This window comes from Fluviicoccus sp. (assembly GCF_030646115.1).
Taxonomy (GTDB): domain Bacteria; phylum Pseudomonadota; class Gammaproteobacteria; order Pseudomonadales; family Moraxellaceae; genus Fluviicoccus.
On record NZ_JAUSMX010000002.1, the window covers coordinates 144038 to 165239 of the forward strand.

20 protein-coding genes are annotated in these 21202 nt (G+C 57.2%); 8 read left to right on the top strand and 12 right to left on the bottom strand.

The genetic code is table 11. The annotated features are described in order from the left end of the window. Positions 1–13 precede the first annotated feature (13 nt). Complete coding sequence (locus Q7T36_RS00725) at positions 14–586, bottom strand: hypothetical protein (protein WP_304842954.1); 573 nt, start codon at positions 584–586, stop codon at positions 14–16. 287 nt (positions 587–873) lie between these two features. Here Q7T36_RS00725 and purB point away from each other — a divergent pair, with 287 nt between their 5' ends. The 6 genes from purB (at position 874) to Q7T36_RS00755 (ending at position 6634) form a co-directional block, all read left to right on the top strand. Beyond that, positions 874–2241, top strand: coding sequence for an adenylosuccinate lyase (purB, locus tag Q7T36_RS00730; protein ID WP_304843579.1), 1368 nt, complete (start codon positions 874–876; stop codon positions 2239–2241). Beyond that, a complete protein-coding gene (locus Q7T36_RS00735) occupies positions 2241–3017 on the top strand; it encodes a nucleotidyltransferase domain-containing protein (RefSeq protein WP_304842956.1) in 777 nt (258 codons plus the stop codon). The genes purB and Q7T36_RS00735 overlap by 1 nt, the downstream gene beginning before the upstream one ends. A gap of 152 nt (positions 3018–3169) precedes the next feature. Further along, a complete protein-coding gene (locus Q7T36_RS00740; RefSeq protein WP_304842958.1) occupies positions 3170–4363 on the top strand; it encodes a cupin domain-containing protein in 1194 nt (397 codons plus the stop codon). Further along, on the top strand, positions 4353–5012 hold the full coding sequence (locus Q7T36_RS00745) for a hypothetical protein (RefSeq protein ID WP_304842960.1): 660 nt from the start codon (positions 4353–4355) through the stop codon (positions 5010–5012). Before Q7T36_RS00740 ends, Q7T36_RS00745 begins: the two co-directional genes overlap by 11 nt. Positions 5013–5086: 74 nt before the next feature. Next, a complete protein-coding gene (locus Q7T36_RS00750) occupies positions 5087–5884 on the top strand; it encodes an SDR family oxidoreductase (protein WP_304842963.1) in 798 nt (265 codons plus the stop codon). A gap of 3 nt (positions 5885–5887) precedes the next feature. Then, positions 5888–6634 (top strand): enoyl-CoA hydratase/isomerase family protein, encoded by a 747-nt coding sequence (locus Q7T36_RS00755; protein ID WP_304842965.1) that lies wholly within the window; start codon positions 5888–5890, stop codon positions 6632–6634. 46 nt (positions 6635–6680) lie between these two features. Here Q7T36_RS00755 and Q7T36_RS00760 read toward each other — a convergent pair whose 3' ends face one another. The 6 genes from Q7T36_RS00760 to Q7T36_RS00785 all read right to left on the bottom strand — a co-directional run bounded on the left by Q7T36_RS00760 (position 6681) and on the right by Q7T36_RS00785 (position 13644). Beyond that, complete coding sequence (locus Q7T36_RS00760) at positions 6681–7919, bottom strand: oxygenase MpaB family protein (RefSeq protein ID WP_304842967.1); 1239 nt, start codon at positions 7917–7919, stop codon at positions 6681–6683. A 141-nt stretch (positions 7920–8060) separates the two neighbouring features. Then, complete coding sequence (locus Q7T36_RS00765; RefSeq protein WP_304842969.1) at positions 8061–9233, bottom strand: sterol desaturase family protein; 1173 nt, start codon at positions 9231–9233, stop codon at positions 8061–8063. A gap of 23 nt (positions 9234–9256) precedes the next feature. Further along, a complete protein-coding gene (locus Q7T36_RS00770) occupies positions 9257–9658 on the bottom strand; it encodes a GFA family protein (RefSeq protein WP_370690011.1) in 402 nt (133 codons plus the stop codon). A gap of 14 nt (positions 9659–9672) precedes the next feature. After that, positions 9673–10119: an SRPBCC family protein gene (locus Q7T36_RS00775; RefSeq protein WP_304842971.1), complete on the bottom strand. Its 447-nt coding sequence runs from the start codon at positions 10117–10119 to the stop codon at positions 9673–9675. A 93-nt stretch (positions 10120–10212) separates the two neighbouring features. Continuing rightward, a complete protein-coding gene (locus tag Q7T36_RS00780) occupies positions 10213–12396 on the bottom strand; it encodes a 3-hydroxyacyl-CoA dehydrogenase NAD-binding domain-containing protein (protein ID WP_304842973.1) in 2184 nt (727 codons plus the stop codon). 33 nt (positions 12397–12429) lie between these two features. Further along, positions 12430–13644, bottom strand: coding sequence for an acetyl-CoA C-acetyltransferase (locus Q7T36_RS00785; protein WP_304842975.1), 1215 nt, complete (start codon positions 13642–13644; stop codon positions 12430–12432). Between the two features lie 326 nt (positions 13645–13970). On the opposite strand from Q7T36_RS00785, the gene Q7T36_RS00790 reads away from it, so the two are divergent. Further along, positions 13971–15353, top strand: a complete 1383-nt coding sequence (locus Q7T36_RS00790) for an adenylate/guanylate cyclase domain-containing protein (RefSeq protein WP_304842977.1) — start codon at positions 13971–13973, stop codon at positions 15351–15353. Between the two features lie 90 nt (positions 15354–15443). Here the strand turns inward: Q7T36_RS00790 and Q7T36_RS00795 are convergent, their stop codons facing one another. Genes Q7T36_RS00795 through Q7T36_RS00805 form a run of 3 tightly spaced genes read right to left on the bottom strand, consistent with a single transcriptional unit; the run spans position 15444 to position 17794 of the window. Further along, entirely contained in the window at positions 15444–15776 is a 333-nt protein-coding gene (locus Q7T36_RS00795; protein WP_304842979.1) for an Hpt domain-containing protein, read from the bottom strand. A 21-nt stretch (positions 15777–15797) separates the two neighbouring features. Then, a complete protein-coding gene (locus Q7T36_RS00800; protein WP_304842981.1) occupies positions 15798–17474 on the bottom strand; it encodes a SpoIIE family protein phosphatase in 1677 nt (558 codons plus the stop codon). Between the two features lie 14 nt (positions 17475–17488). Next, positions 17489–17794: an STAS domain-containing protein gene (locus tag Q7T36_RS00805; protein WP_304842983.1), complete on the bottom strand. Its 306-nt coding sequence runs from the start codon at positions 17792–17794 to the stop codon at positions 17489–17491. A 310-nt stretch (positions 17795–18104) separates the two neighbouring features. Between Q7T36_RS00805 and Q7T36_RS00810 the strand changes: the two genes are divergently transcribed. Continuing rightward, the gene (locus Q7T36_RS00810; protein WP_304842985.1) at positions 18105–19298 is read left to right on the top strand and encodes a patatin-like phospholipase family protein; all 1194 of its coding nucleotides are present in this window, start codon (positions 18105–18107) and stop codon (positions 19296–19298) included. An 87-nt stretch (positions 19299–19385) separates the two neighbouring features. On the opposite strand, the gene Q7T36_RS00815 is transcribed toward Q7T36_RS00810, so the two are convergent. Beyond that, positions 19386–19928, bottom strand: a complete 543-nt coding sequence (locus tag Q7T36_RS00815; RefSeq protein ID WP_304842987.1) for a response regulator transcription factor — start codon at positions 19926–19928, stop codon at positions 19386–19388. Further along, on the bottom strand, positions 19921–21186 hold the full coding sequence (locus Q7T36_RS00820; protein ID WP_304842989.1) for an ATP-binding protein: 1266 nt from the start codon (positions 21184–21186) through the stop codon (positions 19921–19923). The genes Q7T36_RS00815 and Q7T36_RS00820 overlap by 8 nt, the downstream gene beginning before the upstream one ends. Positions 21187–21202 lie beyond the last annotated feature (16 nt).

The window sequence follows — 21202 nt, forward strand, 5'->3', positions numbered from 1 at the left end:
ACCCTAGCACCCTTCAATAAGCCCATGATGGCAGTATAAATTGAACCTCCGACCTTTTATCGCCACTTTTATTCTCATACTCTCCAACACCTAGGAACATTAGAAAATCGGTATTCAGCTTTTGCCCTACTAGCGGCCTTGTATTGTGCCAATACACACTCGCTGTAATCGGAATAAATGGATTGGAGTAGAGTGCTTTATAAACCTGGATTTCTTTTCCATTTTCATCTTTAATGCCATCAATTGGTATCACTTGGAGGCATTGAAAAGATGTGCTTAGAATTGTGCCGCTATCCCTGCCCACAGGGTCTTCAAGAAAGTATGAAAATCCTTTCATCGATTTTTCTGTGACTCGTCCTTCTTGAAATGCAGACATTAGATGAAGCATACTTTTAACTCTGATTAACAGATCAGGGCTGTAACTGGTGGCAAGCATCTTTTTTTTGATAGTCTCAAATCTCTCATTTAACTTTTCCGCATGGGCCTTTTCTTCAGCATCTTTTTGCCTATACAATTCGGCTTTGTGGCTATTAGAGGCACATCCAGAAAATACCAATACGATGAAAAGCACGACTAATTTATTCATGTATTCCCTATATATTGTGAACTTCACTTTGGCGATACTTGTCGCCCTAAATCAAAAGTACCTGCCACCACCACCCCGAAAAACCCCTTCCTAATCAACACATTTCCCGGATTTCGGCGACCTAAACCCAATGGATAGATCGCCCCAAAAACTATCACCCCACCCACCCCCTGTCAACCAAAAACCCACCCCATCACCCCCCCCAAACACCCGCCAAGGATGCATCCCCGCCCCACTTCCATTATCATTCGCCCTTCTCGTGAAACAACCCCCCGGAGCAGCCCATGCTGAGCAACCTCACCGCCCTATCCCCCGTTGACGGCCGATACGCCGGCAAAGCCGACAGCCTGCGCCCCTGGTTCAGCGAATTCGGCCTGATCCGCGCCCGAGTCACCGTGGAGGTGCGCTGGCTGCAACAGCTGAGCCGTCATCCCGCCGTCGCCGAAGTGCCCGCCTTCACCCCCGAAGCCAACGCCTTCCTCGACACCCTGGTCGCCAACTTCAGCGAAACCGACGCCGAATGGATCAAGACCAAAGAACGCATCACCAACCACGACGTCAAGGCCGTGGAATACTTCCTCAAGGACAAAGTTGCCGCCATACCCGAACTGGCCGCCGTCACCGAGTTCATCCACTTCGCCTGTACCTCCGAAGACATCAACAACCTGAGCCACGGCCTCATGCTGAAGGCCGGTCGCGACACCATGCTGGAACAGATGAAGGCGCTGCACGAAGCCATCCGTGGGCTGGCGCACCGCTATGCCGACCTTCCCATGCTGTCGCGCACCCATGGCCAAACCGCATCCCCCACCACGCTGGGCAAGGAAATGGCCAACGTCGCCTACCGCCTGGGCCGTCAGGTCAAGCAACTGCAAGGCGTGGAAATCCTCGGCAAGATCAACGGCGCCGTTGGCAACTACAACGCCCACCTGTCCGCCTATCCGGACATCGACTGGGCCGCCAACGCCAAAGCTTTTGTGGAATCGCTGGGCCTCGACTTCAACCCTTACACCACCCAGATCGAACCGCACGACTACATCGCCGAGCTGTTCGATGTGATCCGCCGCTTCAACACCATCCTCATCGACTTTAACCGCGATGTCTGGGGCTACATCTCCCTCGGCTTCTTCAAGCAGCGTTTGAAGGAAGGCGAAGTCGGCTCCTCGACCATGCCGCACAAGGTCAACCCCATCGACTTTGAAAACTCCGAAGGCAACCTCGGTCTGGCCAACGCCATCCTCGCCCATTTGGGTGAAAAGCTGCCGATTTCGCGCTGGCAGCGTGACCTGACCGACTCCACCGTGTTGCGTAATCTGGGCGTGGGCCTGGCGCACAGCCTGATTGCCTATGAAGCGGCGCTGAAGGGCATTGGCAAGCTGGAAGTCAACGAAGGCCGTCTGGGTGATGACCTGAACAACGCCTGGGAGGTGCTGGCTGAACCGATCCAGACCGTGATGCGTCGTTATGGCATTGCCGAACCGTATGAAAAGCTGAAGGTGTTCACGCGCGGCAAGGTCATTACCGCCACCGACATTCAGGCTTTCCTGGAGAGTGCTGAAATGGCGGTGCTGCCGGAATCGGCCCGCGCCGAACTGCGCGCCATGACCCCGGCGACCTACATCGGCAATGCCGCAGCGCAAGCCAAGGCTGTTTGATGGACGTCATCCTTCAGGAACACCTTGATGGCATTGCCCGCGAACACGGCATCACCATTTTGTGGGCCAGCGAAGCGGGCAATCGCGCCTGGGGGATTCCGTCGTCGGACAGCCGCTATGTGGTGCGTTTCATTTATGTCCATGAGCCCGCCCATTATCTGCGCGTGTTCGACAAACGGGATGTGATTGAGTTGTCCGGTGACGGGCCATTCGATTTTCTCGGTTGGGACATCAAGAAGGCCCTGGGGATGCTTCGCAAGTCGCATCCCGTCCTGCGGGAGTGGCTGTCGTCGGTAATGGTGTACCGTCAGCATGAGGCCGGGATGCAGCCGTTGCGGGAATTGTTTGACGATACCCTGCTACCCTCTGTTGCCGGTATTCATTATCTGTCACTGGCCAAGGACTACATCACCAAGCTGGCGGAAGACCGTGACCTGCGCTTGATGCGCTATGTGTCAATGTTCCGCGACCTGCTGGCCTGCCAGTGGGTCATCCGCCATGGCACACAACCGCCCATGGATTTTAGGGCGCTGCTGGATGAGTTTCTGCCGGGTGGAGATATCCGGGAACAGGTGGATGAACTGCTTGAGTTGAAGGCTCAAGTTCGTGAAGCCGAAATGATTCCACCGCAGCCGGATCTGGATGAGTATCTGTTGCGCCTTTACGGACAGTTGCAGCGCAGATTGCCGGGACAAATTGCGGTTATGGAAACGGAGCGTTTTGATGAGTGCTTCCGCAGTATTCTGAAGATGGTTCATCCGGACTGGCATATTTAACAATTGTAGGTCGGGCTTCAGCCCGACAACACTCTCCGATCGAAGGGCGGTGTCGGGCTGAAGCCCGACCTACAGACCTTCCTACAGGCAATTCTCCCCCCTGCCGCGTTATAATCAGCGTTTACTCCTCCCGACTGGACGAAACGGACGCCATGACCCATACCTCCCCGATTCCCCTGCCGCACCTGGGCGGCCTCACGGCTGACGAGTTCCTCCGCGACTATTGGCAAAAGAAACCCTTGCTGGTGCGCAACGCCTTCCCCGATCTGCCGGAACTAGTGGGACGTGATGACCTCTTCGAACTGGCCCAGGAAGACGGCATCGAAGCCCGGATCGTGCTGGAAAAAGACGGCAAGAAACCCTGGGAATTGCGCAAGGGCCCTTTCACCCCCAAGCAATACAAACAACTGCCGAAAACGCATTGGACCTTGCTGGTGCAGGCCGTGGATCACTATTTGCCCGAACTGGCGGCTTACTGGGAAGCGTTTTCGTTCGTTCCCGGCTGGCGTACCGACGACATCATGATTTCCTCCGCGCCGGTGGGCGGTTCGGTGGGGCCGCATTATGACCAATACGATGTGTTCCTGGTGCAGGGGCAAGGTCAGCGGCGCTGGCAACTGGGCGAAAAGTGCGACAGCCACTCCCCGTGTCTGGCGGACACGCCGCTGCGCATCCTCAAGGACATGCCGGTTACCTTTGATGAAGTCGTCAATCCCGGTGATCTGTTGTATGTGCCCCCAGGCCTGGCCCACTTCGGCGTGGCGCAAAATGACTGCCTGACCTTCTCCTTCGGTTTCCGCGCCCCGATTCTCAGCCATGTGCTGGAACAACTGGTGGATGCCGCTCTGGAGTCGGCGGGTACGGACAAGCTTTACGCCGATCCCGGATTGACGCCACAGGCGCACCCCGGCTGGCTGAATCCGGTGCATTTGCAGTCGCTGAAAGCGCAGGTGCTGGACCTGCTGCGTGACCACAGCCGCCTGGACGCGGTGCTGGCCCCCTTCCTGAGTGAGCCCAAGTATTCCGACTACGAGCCGGTGGGTGATGATATTTCTCCCGAAGACTTGCTGCACACACTACAGTCCGGGGCACTACTGTGCCGTGATCCGGCTTCGCGCATCATTTATCTGGGTGAAGAGGGCCACGCCGACCAGTTGTTCATCAACGGTGAGGCGGTGACCGACCTGCCGGACAGCCGCTTCGTCGCCAAGCTGGCCGACCATCGGCAACTGGGCTGGGAAGACTTGCAGGATTGGCTGGCGGATGCTGATAATCTGGAATGGCTCTGTCAACAGATTGCACAGGGTTTCTGGCTGATTATGGGAGAAGAAGACGATGCCGAATGACAACAATAACGCACCGGAAACGGTTGATCTGGACGCCCCGATCCCGTTTACCACGGAAGGCTTGCCCGAACATCTGGAGGTCGTCAAAGCCCCCCAGCCCGGTTGGGACGGTGACGAGCCGTCGGCGCCCAAAGAGCCGGTCACCTTGCCGGAGTTTGAACTGGGTCGGGATGACGTGCTGATTCCCTTGCCGACGCTGGACCATTTGCGACTGGCGGCGGTGCAATTGCTGGGTCAGGCTCAACGTGAAGTGCTGTTGGTGACGCCGGATCTGGAGTCACCCCGCTTCAACAATGAGGAGTTCTTATCCGCCCTCTCCGCCTTTGTGCGCACCAGCCGCCATACCGTAACCCGCATCCTGGTGGGAAATCCGGATGATGCTGTGCGTGAGGGCCACAAGCTGATCAGCATGATTCACCGGCTTTCCAGCCGTATTGAAATCCGTCAGCTCAGCGCCGACGATTTTGATCCGGAAGTGTCTTGGATGCTGGCCGACCACTGGGCGGTGCTGCGCTGTACCGACCGCAGCCCGTGGCAAGGCGGCTTGACGCCGAAAGACGCGGCGCACGGCCGCCGCTACCGTGATTTGTTCCAGTCGTGGTGGGAACGTGGCACCGTGATCCCGGATTTTCGTAACCTGAAAATCTGAAGATACTGACTTGGCAACCAAGCAAAATTGCTTATACAGTCCGACTGTCTGACAACTTTGATGGGGATTAGGGTATGAGCATTTTTGTTCCGGGTTTGTTGAAAGGCCAAACGGCTGTCATTACCGGCGGCAGTTCCGGCATTAATCTGGGTATTGCCAAACGTTTTGCGGAACATGGCGCCAACATCGCCATTATTGCCCGCAATCCGGAGCGTCTGGAGCAGGCTTGCGCCGAGATTGGCGCACTGAACGGCGGCCAGGTGATGGCTTGTCCGGCGGATGTGCGTAACTTCGAGGATCTGGACAAGCAGATTACGGCAGCCGCGGAACGATTCGGTCCGGTGGACCTGGTGGTCGCCGGGGCTGCCGGCAACTTCACCGCCCCGGCTGCAACCATGAGCGCCAACGCCTTTGCCGCCGTCATCAGTATTGACCTGCTGGGCACCTTCAATTGCTGGCGGGCGGCGCATCGCCACCTGCGCACGCCCGGTGCGCGGCTGATTGCCATTTCCGCTCCGCAAGGGCAATATCCAATGCTGATGCAATCGCACGCCTGCGCTGCCAAGGCCGGGATTGAACAACTGGTGCGGGCGCTGGCCGCCGAATGGGGGCCGCAGGGCGTCACCGTCAATGCCATTTCACCCGGTTTTGTGGCCGATACCAAAGGCGGCACCATCATGGGTGAAGAGCTGGCGAAGCGCTCCATTGCCGGTCTGCCGGTAGCCCGCTGGACCACGGTGGACGAAATGGCCGATCTGGCGCTGTTTATGGCCACCCCCGCCGCCTCCTACATGACCGGGCAGATCCTGGCGCTGGATGGCGGCATCTCGGTGCTGGGCGGCGGATATTTTACTCAACTGTTCAAAGGATAAATCATGCTGCTTTCCCGCGATTCCCTGACGCTGACCCGTGAAGGTGATGTCTTCCGCATCACCATGACGGATACCGCCAATGACAACACCTTCTCGCATGCCGTGCTGGATGACTGGAACGCCGCCCTGGATCTGGTCAGCCAGACCGCCGGCAATGCCGCACTGGTGATTGGCAGTGCTTCGCCGAAAACCTTCAGCACCGGCATCAATCTGGGCTGGATCGTGACCCAGCCGCGTGCCGAGGTGGATCGTTTCCTGCATCGTTTTGATGAATTGTTCCTGCGGGTAGCCACCCTGAACCTGCCCACCATTGCCGAAATCAATGGCAACTGCTACGCAGGCGGAGCCATTCTGGCGGCCGCTTGTGATTTCCGGCTGATGCGTTCCGATCGCGGTCGCTTCTGCTATACCGAAGTGAAAATCCGCCTGCCCTTCACCCCGGTGATGATGGAAGTGGTGCGGCTGTTGCCCAACGCCCAGGCCATGTTTGAACTGTCGGTGACGGCGGATGCCTGGGGCGGGGAATTGTGCGCGGCGCGTGGTGTAGTGGATGCAGCTGTGACCGCAGAAGATCTGCCGCTGTTGGCGTTGGAGCGTGCCGCACAGTTGGCCACCAAGGATCGCCCCACCTACACCGCCATCAAGCGCGGCATCCGCGACCGGGTGAATACCATGGCCGTGGAACGCGGGCTCAGCGAACCGGCTAAGCTGGGGTTGCAGCCGGACAGTAATCCCTTCGGCAAAATGTAAGCTTTGTTGCGGGGATGCATGACGTGTCCCCGCAACATACCCATGTCTAGCGTGTGAACTGCTCCACCGCCTTGTACTCCGCCCCCTGTACCCCCAGATGCTGGTTCAACCAGCGCGCCGACGCACGTTGCGCCATCTTGTCCCGCCAGTCATCCGCCCAGCGGCTGTGTTTGCGAATGGTTTCCAGCCCGTACACCATGGGAAATTGCAGCACCGGAGCCAGTCCCCATACGCCGGGTTTGGGCAGGCCGTGGTTGCGATAGGTATCACCGGGCAGGAAGAACCAGGTCATGCCCAGACTCAGCCAATAATCCATAGATTTGCGCAGGAAGGTGAAACCGGTATCGGCATCGCCAGGGGCAAATGACTGTACATAGGAATGCGCCAGGCTGCGGCCATCTTCACCAGCCTTTTTCGGCCCCTTGATGAAAGAAGCAAACAACAGGCTCAAGCCCTCTTCCACCGTGGACGGATACCAGCGCGGCTGCACCCCCATGACATGGCCCACATAGCGCCAGAAGTGCATCATCGACTCGATTTCCTCACGGCTGGCGCGATAGCCCATCACCTTCAGGCCAATGCCGGGGGCAATGCTGCCGGCAATCAGGGTCAGCAAGGCATCCCCTTGACTGATGGGCATGCCCCACGCTTCCAGATCCCATTGCGGGTGACGCAGCAAGCCCTTGCGCACAAACACATGCATCAGACGCACCTTCACGGCCGTTTTCACGCCGATGCCGCCGCTTTTCATGGCCTCCGGGGATGAGACATCGCGCCAGAACGAGGCGGTTTCCAGAAAGCGGCGATTGGCGGATTCACCGGCATAAGCACCGGTAAAAATCAGCGGCTTGGTGACGGAGTTTTCCTGATAGGCATCCAGCGTGATGGAGCCCAGGAAATTGTAGAGTTGCGGTCCATAATGCCGGAATACGCGCGCGCCCTGCTCCACCCGCCTCCAGTCCAGCCAGGCCGGAGCCTGTTCAAATTCGGCAAACAGCTGTTTCAGGCTCTCAGGCGCATCAGGAACGGCATGCACGCCCTCCGCCAACGCCTTCTCAACCATGGCGCGACCAGCGGCTTGACCTTGCTTGAGGTAAACCTCTTCCACAAAACGCTCCGCCACCGGATCGGCGTCGTAGTAGGACTGCGCCCAGGTGCGAATGACTTCATCGGGTAATTTCGGGTCTTGCCTGAACAGGACACGTGCCAAGCGCATGCGCCAGACATTCAGCGGTTTTTGGACGTTTTCGAAGTACTGGAACTCGGTGGGAATGCGTGAGGACATGCGGTTACTCCATCAACAGGAAATAATATTCTCGTTTTCCCGGTCAGTTTCACCGCTAACTTACAAACTGTCAATAAGGATTGGACGAGCGTCCGGATTATGCGGCGATGTTGATTTTATCGCCGCACTGGAGGCTCCCCTTCAGGCCTCGGGTTTGTCCGAAGGCTTTTCCTGAGGTTGGGGGGCATCCGGATTCCAGACAAAAGGAAAGCGCAGTTGTTTCCAGAAGCCGTCCGGCACATAGTCGCCCAGTACGCCGTAATCCGAAGGCCATTTGCGCTCGGTTTTCACCGCCGTCCCGAACAGATGGTCGAGAAAGGCAAAATGGGCGGCGTAATTGCGGTCCAGCGCTTCGGGATCCTGCGAATGGTGCCAGTGGTGAAAATTGGGGGTCACGATGACATATTTCAGCGGGCCGAGGCTGACCTTGACGTTGGCATGGTTGAACACCGCCTGGAAGCCCACGACAATGATGTAGGCATCAATCACGTCTTTGGAGAAGCCCAGCACGAAGACCGGCGCCAGCACCAACACACGGGTGATCAGCAACTCCAGAATGTGCTGTCGCGAGCCTGCCAGCCAGTCCATGCTTTTGACACTGTGATGCACGGCATGCAGTCGCCACAGCAGCGGTACTTCGTGGTAGGCGCGGTGTGTCCAGTATTGCACCAAGTCGGCGGCAAGGATGATCAGGAACAACGCCGGCCAGAACGGCAGCGCCTGCACCCAGCCCTGAATGCCGTCCTTGACCGCCCAGCCCAGCATCCCCTGCAGCGCATGGTTAGTCACCAGCAACACCAGCCCTACACCCAGATGATTGACCATGAAGTGCTGCAGGTCGGTTTGCCATTCCGGCCGGAATACGGCCTGCTTGCGGTGCGGGAACATTTTTTCAATCAGGATAAAAACCAGGGTCGACTTCAGCAGGTCCAGGATCAGCCAGTCGAGACCGATATAGGGCGTGTTGTCGGCAAAATCCCCGACAGGAACCCGGTGGCCGCCCATCATGGCCGCCAGGATAATCAGGAAAAATGCTGAGCCTGACAACCATCTCGTCCGGTCCAGAACAATGTTGAACAGCGAAATCGCTCCGCCGCTCATCAGGCTCCAGAACAGTACCTGCCGCAACAGTTCAACGTTATAGACCTTTCGTAATTCCGGGGTGGTCAGGTAGGCGGGGAAATGGAAAGCCAGCACGCCCAGGAAGGACAGGATGGCCAGCCCGAGAGCGATGATGCCGGACACCATGCCGACGCCGCGTGGCAGGTGCCCGCTGCTTTCGGACAGGCGGTTGAGTTCGTCGAGTTCACGCATGCGGATTCGTCCCTGACTGGGTTTTATTGAGGTTTCATGGCGCTGTAGCGCGGCAGACCGTCGGTCACGGTTTCCCAGTCGGCCTTGGAGTCGATGTAGATATGATAGGCATTTTCACAGCGAAAAGGCGTCTCAATGGTGCCTAGCCGCAGACGGATCACGCCGGGCAAGTCGTCGCGGGCGCTGTAGAGCGGACTGCCGCAATGACTGCAAAAGACGCGGGCTTTGTGGGGAACCGCCCGATACTCCTTCAGCAGCTCCCTGCCCTGCGTGATGCGAAACTGTCCGGCATGGACAGGACTGACGGCAACATAAGCCGATCCTTGGGCTTTACGGCACATGGAGCAGTGACACATCGAGATTTCTTCAATCCGGCCGTCATATTCATAACGGATTCCGTTGCAAAGGCAGCCGCCAGTCAGCATATCCAGGTTTCCCCTTATTCCGTGACTTCTGCTTCAATCAGTTTGGCCAGCAGCACCAGCGATTCCTGCCATCCGAGATAACACATCTCGACGGGGATGACGTCCGGAATACCTTCCTGAACCACCTGCATCTCGGTTCCGCAAGCCACCGCCTTCAGGGACACCGTTACCTGGATGACTCCCGGCAGGTTGGGATCGTCGAACTTGTCGGTATAGCGGATCAGTTCATTGGGGATCAACTCCAGGTATTCACCACCAAAAGTATGGCTGTGCTGGTTGGAAAAGTTGGTGAAGGACATCCGGAATGTGCCGCCAACCCGTGGCTCCATATGATGCATAACGCCGGTAAAACCATTGGGCGGAAGCCACTTGACCATGGCGTCAGCGGTGAGGAATGCACGATAGACCCTTTCCGGGGGTGCCCGCAGCACGCGGTGAATGCGAACGGTATTGGTAGCCATATCTGTTTCTCCCTGAGTTCGGGAAATACTACAACAAAAAACCCGCATCGTTGCCGATACGGGTTTTTTGTTTACAACCTTGAAGTCAAAACCTTACTGGAAGGTTTCGCCCTTCTCGGCCATATCACGCAGCAGTTTCGGCGGCGTGAAACGCTCGCCATGCTTGGCTGCCAGTTCATCGGCGCGACTGACAAACTCCTTCACGCCAATGAAGTTGACATACTGCAACTGACCGCCGGTCCAAGGCGCCATGCCGATGCCGAAGATGGAGCCGATGTTGGCGTCAGCCACCGAGCGCAGCACACCTTCTTCGAAGCAACGCACCGCTTCAATCGACTGGCGATACAGCAGGCGTTCCTTCAACTCTTCAAACTCGGCCACGGATGGCTGTGCCTTGTCGGCCTTCATGAAGTGCTTGGCAAGTTCCGGCCAGATGAACTTCTTGCCATCAGCCGGATACTCGTAGAAGCCCGCGCCGTCCTTCTTGCCCGGACGCTTGAACTCGTTGAGCATCTTGTCGATGACTGGGACCGCAGCGTCAACCGGCAAAGGCGGCAGGCCTTCGGCGGCCAGATCCTTCTCGGTCTGCACACGGACTTTGCGGGTCAGCTCCAGGTTCACTTCGTCCAGCACGGCCAGCGGGCCAATCGGCATACCGGCTTGCGCAGCGGCTTGCTCGATGGAGACCGGGCTCCAGCCTTCGGCCAGCATGTTCACGCCTTCCATGCAGAAGGTGCCGAACACGCGGCTGGTGAAGAAACCACGGCTGTCGTTGACGACAATCGGGGTCTTCTTGATCTGGAGGACATAGTCAAAGGCTTTGGCCAGCGCTTCGTCGCCGGTTTCCTTGCCCATGATGATTTCCACCAGCGGCATCTTGTCGACGGGCGAGAAGAAATGCAGGCCGATGTAGTTTTTGGCGTTGCGCGAGGCTTCGGCCAGACCGGTGATCGGCAGCGTCGAGGTGTTGGAGGCCATCACCAGTTCCGCGCCGCAGGCGGCTTCGGCGCGCTTGGTGACATCGGCCTTGATCTTGCGGTCTTCGAACACGGCTTCAATCACCAGATCCGCACCGGCCAGCAGGCTGTAATCGGTGGTGGCGGTAATCAGCGCCAGCTTCTCGGCGGCGGCTTCCTTGGTCATTTGACCCTTGGAAACACGCTTTTCCAACAGCTTCTGGGTGTAGGCCTTGCCACGGTCGGCAGCATCCTGGGCGGCATCAATCAGCACCACTTCAATGCCGGACATCGCGGACACATAGGCAATGCCCTGACCCATCATGCCAGCACCGAGGATACCGACCTTCTTGCTCTTCCACTCGGGGTAGGTTGTCTTGGAAGGGCGCGAGCCGCCGCCGTTGATCTTCTGCAGATCAAAGAAGAAGGCCTTGATCATGTTCTTCGAGTGCTTGCCGACAGCCAGCTTGGTGAAGTAACGGCCTTCGATCTTCAGCGCGCTGTCGAAATCGACTTGGGCGCCTTCCACGGCGGCGCACATGATCGCCTTCGGCGCGGGATAGTTGTCCTGGGCGCCCTTCAGCTGCTTGCGCAGATTGGAGGGGAATGCGGGCAGGTTCATCGCCAGCGCCGGGGTGCTGGGTGTACCGCCGGGCATCTTGTATCCCTTGGCATCCCAGGCTTGCTGGGCGGCCGGGTTGGCGAGGATCCAGGCGCGGGCCTTGGCCAGCATGTCTTCCGGAGTCTCGGCGATTTCGTCGATGATGCCGGTGGACAGCGCCTTGGCGGGCTTCATGCGCTGGCCTTGCATCAGCACGTTCATCAGACCGTTCTGGATGCCCAGCATGCGCACGATCCGGGTGACGCCGCCGCCACCGGGCAACAGGCCCAGGCTGACTTCGGGCAGGCCGAACTCGGCCTTGGGGTTGTTCAGGGCGATACGGCGATGGCAAGCCAGCGCGATTTCAAGACCGCCACCGAGGGCGGTGCCATTGAGGGCGGCCACAACGGGCTTGCCCAGGGTTTCCAGCACGCGCAATTGTCGCTTGATCTCGGTGACACCGGCTTCAAACTCGGCGGCATGTTCCGGACCGGCCTGGATCAGCGTCTTTAGGTCGCCGCCGGCAAAGAAGGTCTTCTTGGCGGAAGTGACGATCACGCCCTTGATGTCGGCCTTTTCGGCTTGCAGGCGGGCCACAGTGTCAGCCATGGAGCGGGTGTACAGCTCGTTCATGGTGTTGGCGGACGAAGTCGGGTCGTCCAGGGTCAGGGTGACGATATTGTCCGCGTCTTTTTCCCAACGGATAGCTGTCTGGGTCATGGTGTTATCTCTCTGAATACTTTAGGCCGGGGCTCAAACGCGTTCGATGATGGTGGCGATACCCATGCCACCGCCCACGCACAGGGTGCACAGCGCGCGCTTCAGGCCGCGACGCTCCAGCTCGTCCAGCGCGATCTGCACAATCATGCAGCCGGTGGCGCCCAGCGGGTGACCCATGGCGATGGAGCCGCCGTTGACGTTGACGATGTCGTCTTTGATGCCCATGTCCTTCATGAAGCGCATGGCCACCGAGGCGAAGGCTTCATTGATTTCCCACAGGTCGATGTCCTTGGCTTCCAGACCGGCTTTGGCCAGCGCCTTGCGGGCGGCGGGAGCCGGACCGGTCAGCATGATGGTCGGGTCAGCGCCGGACACGGCGGTGGCGATGATCTTGGCGCGGGGCTTCAGGCCCAACTTCTTGCCAGTGGCTTCGTTGCCGATCAGCATCAATGCTGCGCCGTCAACGATACCGGAGGAGTTGCCGGGGGTGTGGACGTGCTCGATCTTCTCGATCCAGTTGTACTTTTGCAGGGCCACGGCGTTGAAGCCGCCCATCTCGCCCATCATGGCGAATGAGGGATTCAGACCGGCGAGGCCTTCCAGCGTGGAATTGGCCTTGATGAATTCGTCTTCAGCCAGGATGGTCAGGCCGTTGATGTCCTTGACCGGTACAATCGACTTCTTGAACAGGCCTTCGGCGCGGGCATGAGCGGCGCGCTTCTGTGACTGCAGGGCGAAGTTGTCGATGTCGGTGCGGCTGAAGCCTTCAATGGTGGCGATCAGGTCGGCGCCAATGCCTTGGGGCACAAAACCGGTTTCGAGGTTAGTCTCCGGGTCCATCGCCCAGGCTCCGCCATCGGAACCCATCGGCAGGCGGGACATGGACTCAACACCGCCCACAACTACCAGGTCTTCAAAACCGGAGCGGATCTTCATCGCACCCAGGTTGACCGCTTCCAGACCGGAGGCGCAGAATCGGTTCAACTGCACACCGGCAGTGGTGTCGTTCCAGCCGGCTTTCAGCGCGGCGGTCTTGGCAACGTCTGCGCCCTGGTCGCCGACCGGAGTCACACAACCCAGCACCACGTCGTCGATGTAATTCTTGATTTCCGCGCCGTTGCGTTCTTCCAGCGCGTGCATCAGGCCCACCACCAGATCAACCGGTTTTACCGTATGCAGGGAGCCGTCTTTCTTGCCCTTGCCACGCGGCGTGCGCACGCCGTCATATATATAAGCTTCTGTTGTCATCCGTTGTACCTCGCGGGGGGTGGGTTGGGACAGGCTCGCCCAAGTTTTTGGACGAGCGTATTGCAAGTCGCGCAATTATTACCAAGCGCCCGCTTGCTTGGCAAGGAAAAATTGCAAGGAATCTATTTCCGGGTGTTTCTGTTGCACTTGGGTAAGGCCTGCGTTTAAATCAAAATCAATAACTTGACCTCTTGAGGTAGGGTGTTTATCTTTGAATGGATTTTGACATGGACTGTTGGAAATAGAGCAAGATCAGGTCTTGATCGGCAGGGGCTTGCCGGACAGGTTTTCCAGCTCACACTATTTTAATAATCAGAGTCTCAGGTATGGCTGAACCCACACAACCGCTGCATCAACTGTTGGAGATTGGGGCCAAACACACCCGGATGCTGGCGTTTATTGTGGCTGCCAGCATTTTTGCCGCCGGTATCTTCGGTGGTGTCTACTCCACCCGCTTTATTGCCTTTATCCCTCTGGCGCTGGTGGTGCCTTATTTCCAGACCTGGATGCACCGAAGGTTGCTGAAGTCAGTGCCGACACAGGCCCTGGCGGTTACACTGCTGCTGGATGGGTTGATCACGGGTTTTGGCATTGCGGCCTTGCAATATGCCTTGGTGCCGATGCTGGTTTTCATTGCCATGCTCAATGCGACCGTGCTTTCTTTCGGCAGCTTGTTCCTGTGGATTTTTACCGGTTTTTTCTGCCTGCTCGGCGCCCTGTTTGGCGGCTTGGTTCTGGGGCTGGACCATCATGTCACCGCGATACCGACATCCATGACTCTGGTATCGCTGATTGGCGCCGCTTTGTATTTCGGGTTCTCGTCCTTTCATTCCCGCGAACAGTCCCGCGCCCTGCTGGTGGCTAAAAACCAAATTCTCCAGCAGCAGGAAGAACACTTCCAGACCTCGCGCAAGTTGATCAAGTACCTGCCCCCGCAGGTGTGGGAATCCATTTTTACCGGCAAGCGTGATGCCCGCCTGCAAACGCAGCGTAAAAAGCTGACCATATTCTTCTCAGACATCAAGGACTTCACCGAAACTTCGGATGAAATGCCTCCGGATGCCCTGACCGAGATGCTGAATACATACTTTGAACATATGTCGAAGATTGCCTTGCGCTACGGCGGCACCATCGACAAGTTCATTGGTGATGCCATCCTGATTTTCTACGGCGACCCCACGTCACGGGGAGCCAAGGAAGATGCTACCGCCTGTGTCTCCATGGCGGTGGATATGCGTCGGGAAATGCAGATTTTGCGCCAGAAATGGCAAAGCATGGGTATCGAGCGCCCGTTGCACATTCGCATGGGCATTACCACCGGTTATTGCCACGTCGGCAACTTCGGCTCGGAAAGCCGCATGAGCTACACCATTATCGGCCGGGACGCCAATCTGGCAGCCCGCCTGCAAAGCGTAGCCTCACCCGATGAAATCCTGATTTCGCACGAGACTTACATGCTGGTGCGTGACCGTATCCTCTGCAAGGAAAAAGGTGCTGTTACCCTTCGTGGCATTGCCAAGCCGGTCCAGGTTTGGGAAGTTGTCGATTTCACATCAGAAACTCAGGAGACGTCCATGTGGGTAGAGCATGAGCTGAATGGATTCGCCATGCACATGGATATCAACAAGATTCGTAATTATGACAAGGAGCGTGTTATCAAGGCTCTGGATCAGGCAGCCCAGAAACTGAAGAACACGCCCATTCTTTAGAGCTGTTTGTGATGCGAAGACAAGTGTGTTGTTGCACTCCATAAAAAACCCCGGCTGTGCCGGGGTTTTTTATGATTATTTCGACGCCAGTCAATCCACCAGCTTGCGAAGTTCGCGATCCACGATGCTGAACTCGGCCTCCACGGCTTCAATAAGCGCTTCACAGTCCGCCAGACCGCCGGCTTTGGCGGCAAGTTCCAGCTTCTCACAAAGCGCCGTCAAGTCATTGGCTCCAAGATTGGCGCTGGCTCCCTTCAGGCTGTGTGCAGCCTGACGGCCTCCGTTATTGTCATTAGCCTGAAAGGCCTGACGAATCAGCTGCAGCCGCAGCCGGGCATCCTGAAGGTATGTTTCCACCAAAACCTTGAACTCCCCTTCCAGGACTTCTTTCAACTCATTGAGTTGCAATGCGTCGAGATGCACGGCCTATTCCCCTGTTAGTAATTACAGCCAGTTCCACTCAAATTCGACCCGCACGCAGTTACCGGGCTCCAGAAACTCCATTTTTCGGCAAAGTGACTCAATCAGGCGGATGCCGCGACCATAATAGTGAGTAATGCCGCCATCGGCTGAAGCTCCATGTCCACCCATGAAGCCGGGGCCAGTATCCCTGACTTCCAGAATCAGCACCCCGCCCTTTTCATTGGGGGCATGATTCATGTCAAAACGGATGGAGCCAGCCTCCAGTTCGTTCAACCGGTCATGACGCAAGGCATAATAGGTTGCGAAACCGTCGGCATTGCTTTTCAAGGCAGAATCCAGACCCAGAATGCCGTGCTCAAGCGCATTGGAATACAACTCTGCAAGAATGGTGTTCAGAGTGTTGGTGTACGGCTTGAGGCCCGGAACCTGAATCAGGAAATGGGTCAATAACGGCACCGGGTCAAACAGGCGCAACGAGTCGGTTCCGAATTCACAGTTGAATGACCAGTCTGCCAATCCGCGATGCACCATGCGCGGTTTGATGGACAACGGTTGCTCCAGGGACAGCGTCGGGGCTTCCTGCATCCGGACTTCAATCAGGGTGTGATCGTCGTTCTGCTCTTCACTTTCAACTTCAAATTCACGTACCCCTTTGAGGATACGGTCAAATACGCTGCCTTCCGGCTCGGCTTCCTTGAAAATCTCGATCAGGCGGTCAAGGCCGAACATGTCGCCATCACGGCCCTGAGTTTCAATCAGACCGTCGGACCAGAGATAGATCACATCATCCGGGTCCATCTCATAGATGTTGGGTTCGTAACGGAATTGCGAGGCGCCCAGAATGCCCAGCGGCAAATGCTTGGAGGCTATCTGCTTCAAAAGCCCGGTGCGTTCATTGAAAATGACGCCTTCGGGCAGGCCGCCGGCCCAGACCTCAATGCTGCGGTTGCGGAAGCTGAGTTGAACTGCCGTTGCGCAGCAGAAAACGCCGATGGGCAGAATGCTCTTCAGCTTGCCATTGACCTCGCGCAGCACATCTTCCAGGGCAAACCCCTTGGACACCATGCCGTGGAAAACTTCAGCCAGCGGCAAGGCGCCAATGGCGGCAGGCAGGCCGTGGCCGGTGAAGTCACCCAGCAGCACCAGCAAGTCCCCGTTGGGCTGGCGGGCGGCCAGCACCACATCGCCGTTAAAAATGGCTTTGGGGGATATCAGATAACGGATGTTGGGCGAGTTGAGCACGCCGTAATGAGCAATCTTGTCGAAGATGCTCTTGGCGGCGATTTGCTCCTGCACCAGATGTTCGCGCTGACGCTGGATTTCCGTGTGCAAGCGGCGCATGCGGGAAAAGGCATGGATCTTGGCCTTGATCACCACCGGGTTATACGGCTTACTCAGGAAATCATCCCCGCCCGCCTCCAGGCATTCCGCGAGGTCACTGGCTTCGTTCAGTGATGTCAGGAAGATGATGGGAACCAGATCTTCACCGGCAATCCGGCGAATTTGCCGGGCGGCTTCGATGCCGTTCAGGTTGGGCATCATGACATCAAGCAGCAGTATGTCGGGACGCTGTTCTTCATAGAGCCGGACAGCCTCTTCGCCATCCACCGCCAGGGTTACTTCATGTCCCAGGCGCTTGATCAGGTTGGCAAGTATGAGGCGGTCGCTCGGATTATCTTCGGCAATGAGCAAACGCAAGGCGGCGATTCCTGCTACAGGATGGTGAACAATTGTTCGAAATTGGAGATGGCCAGTATCTTTTTGACATCGGCATTACAATTGATAATGCGGACGTTGGAACTGTCGCCACCGGCATGATCACGCAACAGCAGCAACATTCCCAGCGCCGAACTGTCCAGATAGGTGGTGTCTTTCAGGTCTACCACAAAGGTAACCATGTCATTCGGGGCCTGTTCATAGGCTCCCCGGAATTCCTGGTGGGTACTAAAGTCAAAGCGGCCCTTGATTTTTATGATCAGTTCTTTGCCGTCAGCCGAACTCGCTGTCAGTACTGCCATTCTGCCCACTCCCTCTCACTTGTACAGTATGGAATCACATCGCCATTCTAGTTTTTATTCATAACGGACCGCTTGATGCGTTGGCGCAGTCCATCTTTGATTCTAGACAGAATTGGCGGAGCGCAACAGTCTCACATGCACAAAATCGTGCTCCTCCTCACGGTTTTTACACTGTTTGGACAATCCCCGACCGTATGCAGCATGCACTTATTTGTCTTCGGCGTCCACAACGCTCCAAAATGCCCGGAATAGCGAAATCCGGACCATCCGCTACACTCAGGTTCATGCGGGCTCAGTTTCAGGAGTAATAATGACTTCCAGCCATACCCCTACGATCGGTCTGGTGCTTTCAGGCGGTGGAGCCAGGGCCGCTTATCAGGTCGGCGTGCTCAAGGCAGTCAGTGAATTGCTGCCGCCGGTTTGCTTCAACCCGTTTCCGGTGATTTGCGGAACTTCTGCAGGCGGGCTGAATGCCGTCAGCCTGGCGTGTCATGCCGACTGCCTGCAGGATGCTGTGGCGCATCTGGAATCAGTCTGGGCCAATTTCAGGACACATCAGGTCTATCGTACTGACTGGCCTGGCGTTTTGAGATGCGCCTTGCGCTTCATGTGGACGATGGCATTTGGCCGCATGCGGAATGACCGCCCGGTTTCCTTGCTGGACAACAGTCCCTTGCGTGACTTGCTGTCCAGCCAATTGCCGCTGTCACGCATTGGTGATGTCATTGAGTCCGGATTTCTGAAAGCGATCTGTATCACGGCGTCCGGTTATACCAGCGGCGAATCCGTCAGTTTTTTCCAGGGGATACAACACCTGGACGGCTGGAACCGAGCACGCCGGATCGGCATCAAAACCCAAATCAGCATTGATCATTTGCTGGCTTCCTCAGCGATACCACTGCTCTTTCCCGCCATTCACCTGAATCGGGAGTTTTTTGGTGACGGTGCATTACGGCAACTGGCGCCCATCAGCCCGGCCCTGCATTTGGGGGCTGAGAAAGTGCTGGTCGTCGGTGTCAGCAGTGATGGTGAAAGGAAGCAACGCGAAAAAACCACGATTTATCCCAGTATTGCGCAAGTCGTGGCCAACATTCTCAACAGCTCGTTCATTGACAGTCTTGAAAGCGATATTGAGCGGCTGATGCGCATCAATCGGACCATCAGTCATATTCCGGAGGAGATACGCGCCCGGCATGTGACGCTGAAACATGTGGATGTGCTGGTGATTTCACCGGCGGGCAAGACGCTGGACCGCATTGCCATGCGACATGCCCGGTATTTGCCGAAAAGCATCCGCACCTTTGTCAGCGGATCGGGGGCCACCAAACGCAGCGGGTCGGGTGTACTCAGTTACTTGTTGTTCGAGTCGTCGTATTGTCAGGAATTGATCCAACTGGGTTATGACGATGCCATGATGAAAAAGGGCGAGCTGAAGGCGTTCCTTGGTTTGCCGAGCCATGAATCGGACAACGTCCTGATTTTTCCCAGGTCCGGCACGGCGTGATAAGTCGGACATCCTTGTCCTGCATGAGACAGGATCATTATACGGACTGAGGCGTCCGCTGCCGATGTGACATATTGCCGCAGGCGGTCAGGCCCGGACCGGGAATTTCCCCAGCTTGCGTTGCAAGGTGCGCCGGTGCATTTTCAGGGCGCGCGCTGTCGCGGAGATGTTGCCCTCGTGCTCCTGCAATACCTTGTGGATGTGTTCCCACTCCAGCCGCTCGACAGACATCGGATCGTCCGGAACATCCAGTTCCGTGCTGCCTTCAGTACGGCCGAAAGCCTGGATGATGTCATCCGGGGTGGCCGGCTTGGCCAGATAATGCACGGCGCCCAGCTTGATTGCTTCGACGGCGGTGGCAATGCTGGCATAACCCGTCAGCACCACGATCCGGGTCTGGTCGTCCAGCTCATGCAGATATTTCACCAGTTCAAGACCGGATGCGCCCGGCATGCGCAAATCCACGACGGCAAACTCCGGGGGATTGTATTTTGCGGTCAGCATGCCCTGCTCAGCCGATTCGGCCGTCAGTACTTCAAAGCCGCGCCGCTGCATGGCGCGCTGCAATACTTGGCGAAAGGTTTCATCGTCGTCCACCAGCAGCAGCAGCGGCCGGATTTCGTTATTCATGGAGCTCCCCGAGAATTGGCAGGCTGACAGTCACAATTGTTCCCCCCCCTTCGCGCGGGCTGATCCGGACCTCCCCGCCATGACGCTCCACGGTGGCATTGGACAGCAACAAGCCGATGCCCATGCCATTCTCGGTGCTGGACCTGACAATACGGCTTCCAGCAACCGGCATCAGGTCTGCAGCCAGTCCTGGTCCGCGATCGCGAATCTCCAGCCTGACCCGGCCCTGCCGAATCTGATAGCGCAGTGAGACATCCTCGGGAGAAACGTCTGCGGCGTTATTCAGCAAATTCAGCAGGGCCTGCTCCAGTTGCCGGTCAACCGCTATCTGGCCGGCATTCGGGGACATCATTAGCGGACGTTGTATTTTGACGGTCGGCCGCAACAGGCTGAAGTGTTCCAGCACCCGTTCGGTAAAATCGATGAGCGGCATGGGCTCTGCATCGGTGCTACCTTGCCTGACCTCCAGCACCATGCGCACCAGCTTTTCCTTGCAGACCCCGATTTGTTGTTGCACCAGCCTGACATCCGCTTTCAGGTTTTCGGGCACGTCCTGCTCCAGATCGGCCATCACCACGGCCATGGTTGCCAACGGGGTACCCAGTTCATGGGCAGTTCCTGCCGCCAATGTCGCCAGCGCCAGAATTTGCTCCTGACGCAGATTTTGTTCCCTGACCAGCCTGAGCGTCTGCAAACTCCCTTTCAATCGCGACGAGAGATAGGTGACGAAACCCGTGATCAGGCAGGCGCTGATAATGAAGTTGACCCACATGCCGAACAAGTGCAATGAAATCTGGCTGGTCATGGCAGCCGACGGCTCCGGCAGCGGGATACTGTTATCCATGAGGCTGCCGTACAGGAATATAGTCAGGATAACCAGGCAGCAGGTATAAGCCACCGGCACCATGACGGCGGCAATCGCCAGCGGCACCAGGAATAATGATACGAAGGGGTTGAATGCGCCGCCGGTAAAATACAGCATGACCGCCAGCGCCAGGGTGTCAAAGGTGAACTGCAGCGCCAGTTGATCGGGCGGAGTTTCACCCGTTTGCTCTCGTGCCAGACACCACATGGACCAGATATTGAACAACAGTTGCAGCACCAGCATTAAGCATAACGGCAATAGCGGCAAGTGCATGCCCAGACCGGCCTCCGCCAGTGCGATTGCCAGGGACTGCCCGGTAATGGCCAGCCAGCGCAACGCAATCAGCAAGGCCAAAGGCGATTGCAGCAGCAACTTGAAATAGGGCGGCGTCATGGGACTTCAATCTGGT

Coding starts and splice junctions, on each gene's coding strand:
- Q7T36_RS00725 (WP_304842954.1), bottom strand. CDS start 586: ATGAATAAATTAGTCGTGCTTTTCATCGTATTGGTATTTTCTGGATGT.
- Q7T36_RS00735 (WP_304842956.1), top strand. CDS start 2,241: ATGGACGTCATCCTTCAGGAACACCTTGATGGCATTGCCCGCGAACAC.
- Q7T36_RS00740 (WP_304842958.1), top strand. CDS start 3,170: ATGACCCATACCTCCCCGATTCCCCTGCCGCACCTGGGCGGCCTCACG.
- Q7T36_RS00745 (WP_304842960.1), top strand. CDS start 4,353: ATGCCGAATGACAACAATAACGCACCGGAAACGGTTGATCTGGACGCC.
- Q7T36_RS00750 (WP_304842963.1), top strand. CDS start 5,087: ATGAGCATTTTTGTTCCGGGTTTGTTGAAAGGCCAAACGGCTGTCATT.
- Q7T36_RS00755 (WP_304842965.1), top strand. CDS start 5,888: ATGCTGCTTTCCCGCGATTCCCTGACGCTGACCCGTGAAGGTGATGTC.
- Q7T36_RS00760 (WP_304842967.1), bottom strand. CDS start 7,919: ATGTCCTCACGCATTCCCACCGAGTTCCAGTACTTCGAAAACGTCCAA.
- Q7T36_RS00765 (WP_304842969.1), bottom strand. CDS start 9,233: ATGCGTGAACTCGACGAACTCAACCGCCTGTCCGAAAGCAGCGGGCAC.
- Q7T36_RS00770 (WP_370690011.1), bottom strand. CDS start 9,658: ATGCTGACTGGCGGCTGCCTTTGCAACGGAATCCGTTATGAATATGAC.
- Q7T36_RS00775 (WP_304842971.1), bottom strand. CDS start 10,119: ATGGCTACCAATACCGTTCGCATTCACCGCGTGCTGCGGGCACCCCCG.
- Q7T36_RS00780 (WP_304842973.1), bottom strand. CDS start 12,396: ATGACCCAGACAGCTATCCGTTGGGAAAAAGACGCGGACAATATCGTC.
- Q7T36_RS00785 (WP_304842975.1), bottom strand. CDS start 13,644: ATGACAACAGAAGCTTATATATATGACGGCGTGCGCACGCCGCGTGGC.
- Q7T36_RS00790 (WP_304842977.1), top strand. CDS start 13,971: ATGGCTGAACCCACACAACCGCTGCATCAACTGTTGGAGATTGGGGCC.
- Q7T36_RS00805 (WP_304842983.1), bottom strand. CDS start 17,794: ATGGCAGTACTGACAGCGAGTTCGGCTGACGGCAAAGAACTGATCATA.
- Q7T36_RS00810 (WP_304842985.1), top strand. CDS start 18,105: ATGACTTCCAGCCATACCCCTACGATCGGTCTGGTGCTTTCAGGCGGT.
- Q7T36_RS00815 (WP_304842987.1), bottom strand. CDS start 19,928: ATGAATAACGAAATCCGGCCGCTGCTGCTGCTGGTGGACGACGATGAA.
- Q7T36_RS00820 (WP_304842989.1), bottom strand. CDS start 21,186: ATGACGCCGCCCTATTTCAAGTTGCTGCTGCAATCGCCTTTGGCCTTG.